Source organism: Pseudomonas sp. FBCC-B35 (assembly GCF_059133755.1).
In genome coordinates, this window is the sequence record NZ_CP101439.1 from 2,066,525 (window position 1) to 2,079,147 (window position 12,623).

Sequence of the window (12,623 nt, forward strand, 5' to 3'; positions counted from 1 at the left end):
TGCAGCGACCCCTTTGAGAAGACGCTCCCACCCCACGCCCACTCAGCCAGCAAACACCATGCTCGCTTGAACTTCCCTCTCCCATCCCACCTCGAAATATTCAGACATAACTACAGCGAGGCGGCCATGTCGCTCATCCACCCTCAAGCGCGATACAAGCCCTATAAAGATGCAGCAGGCGGTTGGGGGTCGGCGCGCTCTGTCATGACCATACTCTGGCGGGAACAGGCCATTACAACAGCACCCATGGCGCTGGTCAGGCAAAACAAACCCAAAGGCTTCGCCTGCGTCAGCTGTGCTTGGGCCAAGCCAGGCAACCCACACGCGCTGGAGTTCTGCGAGAACGGCGCCAAGGCCACCGCCTGGGAACTTACCCGCCACCGCACCGGCCCGGATTTTTTTGCCACTCATACCCTCTCAGCGCTGCGCACATGGACCGATTACGCCTTGGAGCAGCAAGGCCGGCTGACCCACCCCATGCGCTACGACCCGGCTAGCGACCGTTACCAAGTTACCACCTGGGCAGAAGCGTACCAGCAGATCGGCCAACAGTTGCAAGCCCTGAGCCCGGACGAAACGGTGTTCTACGCCTCGGGCAGGGCATCGCTGGAAGCCTCGTTCATGTACCAGCTGTTCGCCCGCGCCTACGGCACGAACAACCTCCCCGACAGCTCGAACATGTGTCATGAGAGCACGTCGGTCGGACTGCAGGAGAGTATTGGTGTACCCGTCGGCACCGTCACGCTGGAAGATTTTGAACACACCGACTGCATTTTCTTCTTCGGCCAGAACGTAGGCAGCAACAGCCCGCGAATGCTTCACCCGCTGCAGGAAGCGCGCAAGCGCAATGTGCCCATCATCACCTTCAATCCACTGCGCGAGCGAGGGCTTGAGCGCTTCGTCAACCCTCAATCCCCCAGTGAAATGCTGGGGCCTGAATCGACTGTGATCAGTACCCAGTATCATCAGGTCAAGGTAGGGGGCGACCTGGCAGCAGTGATGGGGATCATCAAGGCCCTGCTTGCGATGGAACAACAGGCAAGTGACGAGGGCAAGCCGGCTGTGCTCGACCATGCGTTCATCCAGGCACACACCGATGGGTTGAACGCGCTGCGAGAAGAAGTTCAGCGCCATGAGTGGGCGACCCTGGAGCGTCAGTCCGGCCTCGGGCGTGCTGCGATGGAAGCTGCAGCTACCGTCTATGCCCGTAGCAGCAAGGTCATGATCATCTACGGGATGGGCATGACCCAGCACCGACGCGGTGTCGACAACGTGCAGATGCTGGTCAACCTGCTGCTATTGCGCGGCAACATCGGCAAGCCCGGCGCAGGCATCTGTCCCGTGCGCGGGCACTCCAATGTGCAAGGCCAGCGCACGGTCGGTATCACGGAGGACCCGGCCAAGGTTCCGGGTCAAAAACTGCAAGCACTGTTTGGCGTGCAGGTTCCACCGAACAAGGGCATGGCCACGGTGGACTGCTGCCAAGCGCTCGTCGAGGGCAAGGTCAAGGCTTTCATCGGCCTGGGTGGCAACTTCCTGCGGGCGATTCCCGACACCCAGTGCATGGAGGCGGCCTGGCAGACGCTTACGCTGAACGTCCAGGTGGCGACCAAGCTTAATCGCACGCATCTGTTCCCGGGGCGACATGGCTGGTTGTTGCCCTGTCTTGGGCACATAGAAGCTGATCGTCAGGAGGGTGTAGAGCAGGTCTATACCACCGAGGACAGTACCGGCTGCATCCGCGCCTGGCAGGGCCGCAATGAGCCAGCCAGTGAACACCTGCGCTCCGAAGTGGCGATTATTGCCGGGTTGGCCGAAGCGACCCTGGATCAGCGAACGACTGTCGACTGGGATGCTTGGCGCCACGACTATGCATTGATCCGCGAAGCGATCAGCCAGGTCTACCCCGAGATATTTCACAACATGGAAACACGCATGTGGGAGCACGGCGGTTTCCATAGGCCCCTGCCGGCGGCTAAACGGGAGTGGCAGACCCCGTCTGGCAAAGCCCAGTTCGTGGCGCCCCAGCGGCTTGATGAGGACGACGACTTGCAGCCCGCTGTCTCGGCGCATGATGTGCTGCAATTGATGACGCTGCGCAGCAATGACCAGTTCAACACCACTGTCTATGGCTACGACGACCGTTTTCGTGGGGTAAAAGGCACCCGTAGCGTCGTGTTCCTCAATCGCAGCGATGTGGTTCGGTTGGGTTTGGCTGCAGGCGACTGGGTGCTGCTACGCACTGCTGTCGAGCCCCAGGTCGTGCGAGAAGTCGGTCCTTTGCAGATCATCGCCTATGACATTCCCGAAGGCTGTGCGGGCGCCTATTACCCTGAGTGCAATCCGCTGATCCCGCTGTGGCACCACGCTGAACGCAGCAAGGTGCCTGCCGCCAAGTGCGTGCCGGTGACGCTGCACAAGGTCGAGCCCCGTGCAAGCGACCTCAGCAAGGCAGTGCCTGCGCACGATCAGATCAATTGAGCGTGAGGGGTGCTGGACCATGCAGAATCGTGAAGGCTGTGTGCTGGTAACCATCCCATTGTTCGTCTCGAGACGACAGGAGCGTAGTAATGAATAAGCTGCCCGATGCCCCCGCCTTGGTAGTGCCATTACCTTTTGAGCCTGGGTTTGAACAGATTCCCGAAGATGAAGCACAGACCAGCCAGGCGTTGCAGGATACGCTGCGCGAAATCATGGAGACCACCTTCAAGGACAATGGCCATGCCAACCGCAGCGTTCATGCAAAAGCACATGGATTGTTGCGCGGCACACTGAAAGTGGCGCCAGGGTTGCCGGCGCAGCTCGCTCAGGGGGCGTTCGCCACACCGGGTGAGTTCGATGCTTACCTGCGGTTTTCCACCAACCCGGGTGACATCCTCGATGACAAGGTTTCCACCCCACGGGGGCTGGCGCTCAAGATCGTTGGCGTACAAGGCCCGCGGTTGCCAGGCAGTGAAGGGCAAGTCACGCAGGACTTTGTCATGCAAAATGCCAAAGCCTTCACCGCGCCAGACCCCAAGGCGTTTCTCAAGACGTTGAAGTTGCTTGCCAAAACCACTGACAAAGCGCCGGGTACGAAAAAGGTAGTGTCGGCCGTGCTGCGCGGTGCAGAAAAAGTGGTCGAAGCGTTTGGCGGTGAGAGCGGCACGCTCAAAAGCCTTGGTGGGCACCCTCAAACCCACATTCTTGGCGAAAGCTTCAGCACCGTCGTACCTGTACTCTATGGCCCTTACTACGCAAAGCTTGCGGTAGTGCCCGTGTCGGCGGCCTTGACTGCGCTGACCGATCAGGTTGTTGACCTCAAAGACGATCCAGACGGGCTACGTCACGCCATGGAAGCGTTTTTTGCAAGCGAGGGCGGCGTCTGGGAGCTTCAGGTCCAGTTGGCCACCGACCTTGATCAAATGCCGATCGAAGATGCATCCAGTCAGTGGCCCGAGACGCTCAGCCCCTATGTGACCGTGGCCACGTTGGAGGTCAAGCCTCAAGCGGCATGGAGTGAAGAGAATGTGCGCCGTATCGACGACGGCATGGCGTTCAGCCCCTGGCACGGTCTGGCGGCGCACAGGCCCTTGGGTGGCGTGATGCGGGTGCGCAAGCCGGCCTATGAAATGTCGGCCAATTTTCGTGGGCAGCACAATGGGTGCCCAATCCATGAGCCCGGTCCTAAAGGGCCGAGCCTGTAAGTCGAGGAGAGTACGCCATGCAACCAGAAACCGCGGGCACTGAAGAGAAAGGCCCAAGCGATGTGCCTTATATCAACGATCCGTTAAAACCGACTTCCCCTGCGCTCAATGACGCGGATGCCACGGAGGCGGCGGAGGCTGAGATGGACATCGAGGACGACGGCGAATCGCTCTAGGTTCGCTGGCGCCGTCGCCCGAGCAGCGGCGGCGCCAGGTATGAAGTCTGAGTCTACCGGTCGTTTGAATAAACCTTCCACGTGGTAAAGCCATCACCGCCTGATTTTTAGTGTTGTGGTTTGACTTGGCGCCGGCTTCGCCGGCTCCATGGCACGCTTGTGAGCCATGGACGGCAACCGAGCGCCAAGCGGCTTCTACTTGGCAGCCAGCGTTCCTGCGGCCTGCGCCTGTTCAAGCTGGCGCTTGCGGCCAATGACCAGCACCATGACCCCAGCCAGCGTGCACAACGCCGCCAGTGGCATCAGTGCCAGTGCGTAGCTGCCGGTGGCGTCATGGATGGCGCCGTACACGTTGACCATCAAGCCACCCCCGATCAGGTTGGCCATGGCGCCAACCGCAGCCAGCCCAGCTGCTGCAGTGGAGGAGGACAACCAGCCCGACACCAATGCCCAGAACGGGCCTTTCATGGAGTAGGCCCCCACCAGCACCATGGTCAGCATCACCACCGTGGCCGGCAGTGACGAGGTGAACAGGGTCATCAGCAGGCCGGCCGCAATCAGCAACATGGTCATTGCGGTGTGCCAGCGACGTTCACCGGTGCGGTCGGAACTGCGGCCCCAGATGACCATCAGGATCGAGGCAACGCCATAAGGAATCGCGTTCACCAGCCCGATCTCCATGGAGCTCAGGCCGAAGGTCTTGAGCAGTTGTGGCGCCCAGACGCTCATGGTGCTGCCAGCCGCCGAGGCGCCCGAGTAAATCAGCGCGAGCACCCAGATGTCCTTGTGGCGCAGCAGTTTCCACAGCGAGATATGACCGATGGTGGTTTTCTGTGCTCGTTCCTCGGCCAACCGCCCGGTGAGCCAGCCGCGTTGATCGTCATTCAGCCATTTGGCCTGCTCAGGCCGATCGGTCAGTACGAACAGGCAGGCGATCCCCAGCAGCACCGCCGGGATGCCTTCGAGGATGAACAGCCAATGCCACCCACGCATGCCCAACCAGCCGTCCAGGCTCAACAGCAGCCCTGAAATCGGCGAGCCGATGAAGTTAGCGGCGGGAATGGCGACCATGAATAGCGCCACCATGCGCGCGCGATACGCCGACGGCAGCCAGTAGGTGAGGTACAGCAACACCCCTGGGAAGAACCCGGCCTCGGCAGCGCCCAGCAGAAAGCGCATCACATACAGTGAGTTGGCCCCTTGCACGAAGGCGGTACCGGCGGAGATCAGCCCCCAGGTGATCATGATGCGCGCGATCCAGATGCGCGCACCGTAACGCTGCATGGCCAGGTTGCTGGGGACTTCCACCAGGAAGTAGGCGAAGAAGAACAAGCTGCTGGCGAAACCGAAGACCTTGGCTGACAACTCCAGGTCCTGGTTCATCTGCAACGATGCCATGCCGATGTTGCCGCGATCGATGATCGCGATCAGGTAGCAGATGATCAGAAAGGGCAGTAGACGCCAGGCAACACGGCGCATGGTGGCGCGTTCGAGCTCGCTGGGCGGGGTTGAGGCTGCTTTCATGGTGCTCTCCAATTGTTTTTTTTCTGGAGTTACGCAGGGGTCTGTGCGGCCGGACAAGCCGGCGCAAGGGCAATCAGTTATCGATCAGGTGACGGTTCACCACACAGCGCGGGTCCAGCGCCTTGCCGTCCCAGGCATCGAGGATTTGCTGCAGGGCAACCAGGCCTACGCGGTCCCGGGCTTCGCTGGTGTTGGCCCCGATGTGAGGTGTGGCGACCAGGGTTGGCAGGCCCCACAGCGGGCTGTCGGCCGGAGGCGGTTCGGGGTGGAAAGTGTCCAGGCCGGCACCCCCGATGCGCCGCTCGCTCAACGCAAGCACCAAGGCCTCGGTATCGACCAGCTCGCCACGTGCGGTGTTGATCAAGATGGCACCTGAACGCATGCGCTCAAGCTGCTGGGCGCCGATGAGGTTGCGATTGGTGTCTGTGAGGGGGCAATGCAGGCTGATGATATCGCTATCGGCCAGCAAACGATCGAAATCCTCTTCGCGCTCGAGGTGATCACGCACGGGTAACTGCTGCAAGTAAGGGTCGTAAACCTTGACCTTCATGCGCAGCGGCGCCACCAGGTCCATCAGGATCGCGCCGATCGAGCCAAGGCCGACCAGGCCCAGTGTCTTGCCCGCCAACTCCATGCCGTTGGCAGTGGCCTTGTCCCAGTGGCCTTGGCGCATGCGCGCATCGAGCAAGGCGGTTTGGCGCGCAACGCTGAACATCAACGCAAAGGCGTGCTCGGCCACTGACTGGGCGTTGGCCCCAACGGCGACGGAGACAGGAATACCCCGGTCGGCGGCGGCCTGGATGTCGATGGTGTTGTAGCCGACCCCATGCTTGGCGACCACCTTCAACGCGTTGGATGCGTCGATCATGGCGCGGGTCAGGCTGCCTTGTCGCACGATGATGGCATCGGGTTGCTCTGCGCGGATGATCGCTTCGAGCTCATGCTCGGGCAGATAGGGCGTGGTGGGGATGACGCGGATGGCGTGTTGATCGGCCAGGCGCATCGCGTCGTCGGCCAGCGCCGGACCTGTCAGCAGAAGGGTACGGGACATCGTCGATACCTTGTTTTTGTTGAAGACGGTAGGACTGCACTGAGTGCTTTCACCAATAACCTAGCATAATGAAATGGCGTTGCAACAATAGATTTTTAGTCAGCCATATTGCCGAATAACTGAGATTTCAAACCCTTGAAATCTGTTTAATGGAATGCCATTCTGAAATAGCGTTCTGATTCGACGTTGAGCGCGCCCAATAAATCCAAGAAGAGGTAGGTCACATGAGCATTGGTTTCCAGGTGCTTGAGCGCACGCGAAAAATCGGTGATGAGTGGGTATCGCGCTACCGCGAGGTGCCGGTCGCCAACGTCAGCGACTCGATGAATCGCATGACGGCGGGTGGTGCGCGTTTGCGCCCCATGCACCGGGAAGGTGTGCTGTGCGGCGCGGCTCTGACGGTCAAGGCCCGTCCTGGTGACAACCTGATGCTGCACTACGCCATCGACAGCGCCGAGCCAGGTGATGTGATCGTGGTCGATGCCGGCGGCGACCTGACCAATGCTCTGATCGGCGAGATGATGGTGGCGTACGCCGTGAAGCGCGGTGTAGCGGGCATCGTCATCCATGGTGCAATCCGCGATGCTGGCAGCATCAAGGCCGGTGACTTCCCCCTGTTCGCTGCCGGTGTTTCCCATCGCGGCCCTTACAAGGACGGGCCGGGTGAGATCAACGTGCCCATCGCCATCGATGGCATGGTGATCGAACCCGGGGACCTGATCATCGGTGACGATGACGGCTTGCTGTGCGTACCCTATGCCCATGTCGCAGAGGTCTACCAACGCGCCACGGCCAAGCACGCTGCCGAAACGGCGCAAATGCAACATATCGCTCAAGGTACCAATGACCGCACCTGGGTCCTGGAGTCCTTGAAAAAGAAAGGCTGCCTGCTGCCTGACTGAGGATCGACCCGCACGTGGTCCGAGCAAGATCCTTCAATGGCGGCTGCTTCTCACCTGAGGACTCGCTCACTTGTCTGACCTGACGCCGCCCCCTCGTACCCGTTGGCCTTCTGCTGTACGCGCATTGGGCCACCATCATTTCCAGGTTTATTTTGCCGGCCAAGGCGTTTCGACCTTGGGCAAGTGGGTTCAGCAAGTCGCGCTGTCCTGGTTGGCCTATCACCTGACCGGGTCAGCTGTATTGCTGGGCCTGATCACCTTTCTTTCTCTCGCCCCGCAGTTGATCGTCGGTCCGTTCGCAGGCGCCTGGATCGATCGCCACGACAAGCGTCGACTGCTGATCGTGGTCCAGTCGATGCTGGTGGCGCAATCGGCCGCGCTTGCGCTAGTGACCTGGGCTGGTTGGGTAGATGGCCCCTTCATTGCCGCAATGGCACTGCTGCTGGGCTTGCTCAATGCCGTCGAAACACCCCTGCGTCAGGCCCTGATCGGCTCTTTCGTGGAAGATCCAGCTGACCTGCCCAACGCGCTGGTCCTCAACGCGATGCTTATCAACGCCGCCCGCTTCGTGGGCCCGCCACTGGCCGGCGGGCTGATAGCCGTGGCGGGGGAGGCGGCTTGCTTCGCCTTGACCGCCGTCGCCTTCACCGCGCTGCTGGCAGGGTTGCTGAAGGTGCAAGCCACAGCCAGCCCTCGGGCGACAGGTTCCACTGCCCAGGTCTTTCGTGAGGGCCTCGCTTATCTATGGCGGGAACAGGGCGTCAGGCAACTGCTGTTCAATGTCATCATGGTCAACCTCCTGGCGTCCTGCTATGCAGCGCTTCTGCCGATCCTGGCCAAGCGCGTGTACGCCGGTGACGCACGGGTGCTGGGCTGGCTCTGGGGCGCGGCAGGCGCTGGCGCGTTCGTGGCCACGTTAGTGCTGGCGGTGGGCGGAGCCTTGCCTCGCCTTCGGCAGTTCATCGAAGTGGGCGCAGGGCTTTGCGCCCTGGCACTGCTGGGTGTGTGCTGGGCAGGGCAGTGGCAGCTGGCATTGCTGGCGCTTCTGGTGCTGGGGTTCGGCATCACGCTGAGCAACGTGAGCACCAACATGCAGTTGCAGAGCCAAGCGCCGGGCCATCTGCGCGGACGTGTCATTGCGTTCTACATCGCCATGCGCTTCGGTTTCGAGGCGTTGGGTGGCATGGCCGCCGGGCTGCTGGCTGCTCGTGTGGGCGCCCCGGCCACCTTGGGTGCAGCCGGGGCAGTGTTGCTGTTGGGTGTCGCGGGGACTTGTGCATGGCGCAACCGTCGGGCTGCATGAGCGCGCCGGTCCGACCTGCTGGTGGCAGGCCAGCCCGGATGGGAAGACAGTCATAACCCGAGCATGTTGTAGTGCACGTAGTACATGATCCACAGCGACAACCCCACCAACAGCGTGATGATCACCACCGTGAACACCAGCGCGATCAAGTTCCAACGCTGCTCTCGCGCTGTGGTCAGGTGCAGGAAAAACACCATGTGCACCACGATCTGGACCAGGGCGCACACCAGCACGGTCATGAAGGTCAGGTGACGCGGCAGGCTGGGGTACATGGCCAGCCCGAAGGGCAGCAGGGTGAGCAGGGCTGCCAGCACGAACCCTGTGTTATACGAACGGTGGCTGCTCTGGCTAGCGCCGGCACTGCTAGGTACATGGCTTTGACGACTCATCAGATCACCCCGAACAGATAAACGACGGTAAACACACAGACCCACACGATGTCCAGGAAATGCCAGAACAGGCTCAGGCAGCTCAAGCGCGTAGCATTGACACAGGTCAGGCCGCGCTGGTGAACCTGCATCATCAACAGGGCCATCCAGATCAGCCCCACCAGCACGTGCAGGCCGTGAGTGCCCACCAACGTGAAGAACGCCGTCAGAAACGCACTGCGTTGGGGGCCTGCGCCCTCGCTGATCAGATGATGGAATTCATTGATCTCCATGGCGATGAAGCCCAGGCCGAGCAGGAACGTGACGCCCAGCCAGCGCAGCACCCAGCGCTTGTCCTGGCGGTGGTTGGCGAGCATCGCATAGCCGTAGGTGATGCTGCTCAAGAGCAACAGGAACGTCTCCACCAGCACATAAGGCAGTTCGAAGATGTCCGCCGCGCTGGGCCCACCTGCCACAGACTGTCCCAGCACCGCATAGGTAGCAAACAGGGTGGCGAACAGAATGCAGTCGGTCATCAGGTAGACCCAGAAGCCGAACAGGCTCAGGGAGCCTGCGTCTTCGTGGCCATGCTCTTGCTCGCGGGCCGTTTCGTTGTGCACGACATGGGACATGATTCAGGCCTCCGCCAACCGTTGGCGACGCTCGGTTTCCATCCGTTCGACCGCTTCGGCCGGGATGCAGTAGTCGGTATTGGGGTCGTAACTGCGCACGATCAGGGTGGCGATGACTGCCAGTGAACTGGCGATGACCAACCACCAGATGTGCCAGATCAACGCAAAGCCCAGCACCGTGGACAGAACGCCTAGCACCAGGCCCAGGCTGGTGTTGCGAGGCATGTGGATCTTGCGAAAATCCATCTCGGCCAGGGTTTTCACGCCTTTCTCCTTCATGCCCCAGTACGCGTCGATGCCGCCCACGACAGGTTGCTCGGCGAAGTTGTAGAACGGGGGCGGCGAAGCGGTCGCCCATTCCAGCGTGCGCCCGTCCCAGGGGTCGCCCGTGGTGTCGCGGTTCTCATGACGTTTGCGGATACTCACCACCAGTTGCATGACCTGACAGGCCACGCCACACAGAATGATCAATACACCGACCATTTCCAGCAGCAGGAAGGGCCGCCACTCGGGTACGTCGAAGTGATTCAGGCGCCGGGTCATGCCCATGAACCCCAGGAAATAGGACGGCATGAAGGCAAAGTAAAATCCAGCCAACCAGCACCAGAAGGCAGCACGCCCCAGTGGGTCATGGAGTTTGAAGCCGAAGGCCTTGGGGAACCAGTACGTCAGGCCGCAGAGGTAGCCGAAGACCGCGCCGCCGATGATCACGTTGTGGAAATGGGCAATCAGGAACAGGCTGTTATGCAACAGGAAGTCCGCACCGGGCACCGCCAGCAGGACCCCGGTCATGCCCCCGATGCTGAAGGTGACGATGAAGCCAACCGTCCACAGCATCGGCGTCTCGAAACGCACCCGACCCCGGTACATGGTGAACAGCCAGGTGAAGATCTTCACCCCGGTGGGGACGGCGATGATCATGGTCATGATGCCGAAGAACGCGTTCACGTTGGGTCCTGCGCCCATGGTGAAGAAATGGTGCACCCAGACGATGAAGGACAGCACCGTAATGACGATGGTCGCCCACACCAGGGAGTAGTAGCCGAACAGCTTCTTGCGCGAGAACGTCGAGGCCACCTCCGAGAAGATACCGAACGCTGGGAGTATGAGGATGTACACCTCGGGGTGGCCCCAAGCCCAGATGAGGTTCACGTACATCATGGGGTTGCCGCCCAGTTCATTGGTGAAGAAGTGCATGCCCAAATAGCGGTCCAGCGTGAGCATGAACAAGGTGGCGGTGAGGATGGGAAAGGCAGCCAGGATCAGGATCGAGGTGCACAACACTGTCCAGGTGAACACCGGCATGCGAAACAGCGTCATGCCGGTGGTACGCATCTTCAGAATGGTGACGAAGAAGTTCAGCCCGGTGAGCAGGGTGCCTACCCCGGAAATCTGCAACGCCCAGATGTAGTAGTCCACTCCCACCCCGGGGCTGTATCCGATACCGGACAACGGGGGGTAGGCCACCCAGCCGGTGCGTGCGAACTCGCCAATGCCCAGGGAAAGGTTCACCAGCACGGCGCCGGAAACGAACAGCCAGAAGCTGACGGCATTCAAAAATGGATAGGCCACGTCGCGGGCGCCGATCTGCAAAGGTACCACCACGTTCATCAGCCCGACCACGAACGGCATGGCCATGAAGAAGATCATGATCACCCCATGGGCGGTGAAGATCTGGTCGTAGTGCTCAGGCGGCAGGTAGCCAGGCGAGCCGTCCGAGGCCATGGCCTGCTGGGTGCGCATCATCAACGCGTCGGCGAACCCGCGCAGCAGCATCACCAGGGCGACGACGATGTACATCACGCCGATGCGCTTGTGGTCCACGCTAGTGAACCACTCCTGCCACAGGTATTTCCATTTGCCCATGTAGGTGATGGCCCCTACGACCGCCAGGCCCAGCAGCCCGACGACGGCCAGCGTGTACATGATGATCGGCTCGTGGAGGGGGATGGCGTCCCAGGTCAGTTTTCCGAACATGCGCTTACTCCTTGCTGCCTTGGGGGCTCTGGCCCTGGGAATCGCTGAGGCGGCGTTCGACCTCCCGTGAGCGGTTGACGCCCTGGTACTTGTCGATCAACGACTGGAACAGGTGCGGGTCGACTTTGCCGTAATGTTCTACCGGGTGGGCAATACTGGGCTTGGCCAGCTGCGTGTAGGCAGCCCCATCGAGCTGGCGCCCGGCGGCGCGGGTGCGTTCGACCCAGTCATCGAAGCCCGCCGGGTCGAGGGCCAGCGCCTTGAAGTGCATGTCGGAGAACCCCGGGCCGTTGTAGTTGGCGGCGATCCCGGTGTAGTCGCCTGCGTGGTTGGCGATCAGGTGCAGCCGTGTCTGCATCCCGGCCATGGCGTAGATCTGGCCGCCCAGGGCCGGAATGAAGAACGAAGTGATGGCGCCGTCGGAAGTCACCCTAAAGTCAACGGGCGTGTCTACAGGCATCGCCATTTCGTTGACCGAAGCAATGCCGAGTTCGGGATAGACGAACAGCCACTTCCAGTCCATGGCGATGACCTGGACCTTGAGCGCAGGGGTGTCGGATGCCAGCGGCCGGTACGGGTCCAGCGCATGGGTCGAACGCCAGGTGACAACCCCCAGCACGATGATGATGGCCAGCGGCACGCCCCATACCACCGCTTCGATCAGCCGCGAGTGGCTCCAGTCGGGGGTATAGCGGGCCTTTTCGTTCGAGGCCCGATAGCGCACCGAAAACACCAGCGCCATGATCATCACCGGTACCACTACGATCAGCATGAGCAAGGTGGCGAGGATGATCAGGTTGCGCTGCTCGAGCCCCACCTGCCCCTTGGGGTTGAATAACACCATGTCGCAGCCCGAGAGCTGGAGTGCTACGGTGCCCAGCGCCATCATCCAGAGCAGTCGCCTTGCCGTTTTCGGTTCCCTGGCCATGTGAGCATCCCGTATGTGTTGTCAGATGTTTCGGCTATCACATCTGAGAGGAACCCAATGCTCCCAAGGTTGTTTG

The 12,623-nt window shown here is 61.1% G+C and carries 11 protein-coding genes; 5 read left to right on the forward strand and 6 right to left on the reverse strand.

Annotation, left to right across the window (positions count from 1 at the left end):
• Positions 1-126 precede the first annotated feature (126 nt).
• From NMB38_RS09545 to NMB38_RS09555, 3 genes are all read left to right on the forward strand, one after another.
• Positions 127-2,481 carry an FdhF/YdeP family oxidoreductase gene (locus tag NMB38_RS09545; RefSeq protein ID WP_111475929.1) on the forward strand — a complete coding sequence of 785 codons (2,355 nt, stop codon included), beginning with the start codon at positions 127-129 and terminating at the stop codon, positions 2,479-2,481.
• 89 nt (positions 2,482-2,570) lie between these two features.
• Positions 2,571-3,686 (forward strand): catalase family protein, encoded by a 1,116-nt coding sequence (locus NMB38_RS09550; RefSeq protein WP_104926105.1) that lies wholly within the window; start codon positions 2,571-2,573, stop codon positions 3,684-3,686.
• A gap of 17 nt (positions 3,687-3,703) precedes the next feature.
• Complete coding sequence (locus NMB38_RS09555) at positions 3,704-3,862, forward strand: hypothetical protein (RefSeq protein WP_165919269.1); 159 nt, start codon at positions 3,704-3,706, stop codon at positions 3,860-3,862.
• A gap of 195 nt (positions 3,863-4,057) precedes the next feature.
• Here NMB38_RS09555 and NMB38_RS09560 read toward each other — a convergent pair whose 3' ends face one another.
• On the reverse strand, positions 4,058-5,386 hold the full coding sequence (locus NMB38_RS09560) for an MFS transporter (protein WP_023533529.1): 1,329 nt from the start codon (positions 5,384-5,386) through the stop codon (positions 4,058-4,060).
• A gap of 73 nt (positions 5,387-5,459) precedes the next feature.
• Positions 5,460-6,437 (reverse strand): hydroxyacid dehydrogenase, encoded by a 978-nt coding sequence (locus tag NMB38_RS09565; protein WP_132578985.1) that lies wholly within the window; start codon positions 6,435-6,437, stop codon positions 5,460-5,462.
• Positions 6,438-6,661: 224 nt separating this feature from the next.
• On the opposite strand from NMB38_RS09565, the gene NMB38_RS09570 reads away from it, so the two are divergent.
• Both NMB38_RS09570 and NMB38_RS09575 read left to right on the forward strand, forming a co-directional pair.
• Positions 6,662-7,339 carry an RraA family protein gene (locus NMB38_RS09570; RefSeq protein WP_059184090.1) on the forward strand — a complete coding sequence of 226 codons (678 nt, stop codon included), beginning with the start codon at positions 6,662-6,664 and terminating at the stop codon, positions 7,337-7,339.
• Between the two features lie 70 nt (positions 7,340-7,409).
• The gene (locus NMB38_RS09575; RefSeq protein ID WP_049696106.1) at positions 7,410-8,642 is read left to right on the forward strand and encodes an MFS transporter; all 1,233 of its coding nucleotides are present in this window, start codon (positions 7,410-7,412) and stop codon (positions 8,640-8,642) included.
• A gap of 50 nt (positions 8,643-8,692) precedes the next feature.
• Here the strand turns inward: NMB38_RS09575 and cyoD are convergent, their stop codons facing one another.
• The 4 genes from cyoD to cyoA are packed head-to-tail and all read right to left on the reverse strand — an operon-like array spanning position 8,693 to position 12,547.
• Positions 8,693-9,031, reverse strand: coding sequence for a cytochrome o ubiquinol oxidase subunit IV (gene cyoD, locus NMB38_RS09580; RefSeq protein WP_027915510.1), 339 nt, complete (start codon positions 9,029-9,031; stop codon positions 8,693-8,695).
• The gene (cyoC, locus tag NMB38_RS09585; RefSeq protein ID WP_027915511.1) at positions 9,031-9,642 is read right to left on the reverse strand and encodes a cytochrome o ubiquinol oxidase subunit III; all 612 of its coding nucleotides are present in this window, start codon (positions 9,640-9,642) and stop codon (positions 9,031-9,033) included. The genes cyoD and cyoC overlap by 1 nt, the downstream gene beginning before the upstream one ends.
• Positions 9,643-9,645: 3 nt before the next feature.
• A complete protein-coding gene (gene cyoB / locus NMB38_RS09590) occupies positions 9,646-11,619 on the reverse strand; it encodes a cytochrome o ubiquinol oxidase subunit I (RefSeq protein ID WP_111475927.1) in 1,974 nt (657 codons plus the stop codon).
• Between the two features lie 4 nt (positions 11,620-11,623).
• Positions 11,624-12,547, reverse strand: coding sequence for a ubiquinol oxidase subunit II (gene cyoA / locus NMB38_RS09595; protein ID WP_080992867.1), 924 nt, complete (start codon positions 12,545-12,547; stop codon positions 11,624-11,626).
• Between the last annotated feature and the right edge of the window lie 76 nt (positions 12,548-12,623).

Excerpts from the sequence above, each read along its gene's own strand:
- NMB38_RS09545 (WP_111475929.1), top strand. The coding sequence starts at position 127 with ATGTCGCTCATCCACCCTCAAGCGCGATACAAGCCCTATAAAGATGCA.
- NMB38_RS09550 (WP_104926105.1), top strand. The coding sequence starts at position 2,571 with ATGAATAAGCTGCCCGATGCCCCCGCCTTGGTAGTGCCATTACCTTTT.
- NMB38_RS09555 (WP_165919269.1), top strand. The coding sequence starts at position 3,704 with ATGCAACCAGAAACCGCGGGCACTGAAGAGAAAGGCCCAAGCGATGTG.
- NMB38_RS09560 (WP_023533529.1), bottom strand. The coding sequence starts at position 5,386 with ATGAAAGCAGCCTCAACCCCGCCCAGCGAGCTCGAACGCGCCACCATG.
- NMB38_RS09565 (WP_132578985.1), bottom strand. The coding sequence starts at position 6,437 with ATGTCCCGTACCCTTCTGCTGACAGGTCCGGCGCTGGCCGACGACGCG.
- NMB38_RS09570 (WP_059184090.1), top strand. The coding sequence starts at position 6,662 with ATGAGCATTGGTTTCCAGGTGCTTGAGCGCACGCGAAAAATCGGTGAT.
- cyoD (WP_027915510.1), bottom strand. The coding sequence starts at position 9,031 with ATGAGTCGTCAAAGCCATGTACCTAGCAGTGCCGGCGCTAGCCAGAGC.
- cyoC (WP_027915511.1), bottom strand. The coding sequence starts at position 9,642 with ATGTCCCATGTCGTGCACAACGAAACGGCCCGCGAGCAAGAGCATGGC.
- cyoB (WP_111475927.1), bottom strand. The coding sequence starts at position 11,619 with ATGTTCGGAAAACTGACCTGGGACGCCATCCCCCTCCACGAGCCGATC.
- cyoA (WP_080992867.1), bottom strand. The coding sequence starts at position 12,547 with ATGGCCAGGGAACCGAAAACGGCAAGGCGACTGCTCTGGATGATGGCG.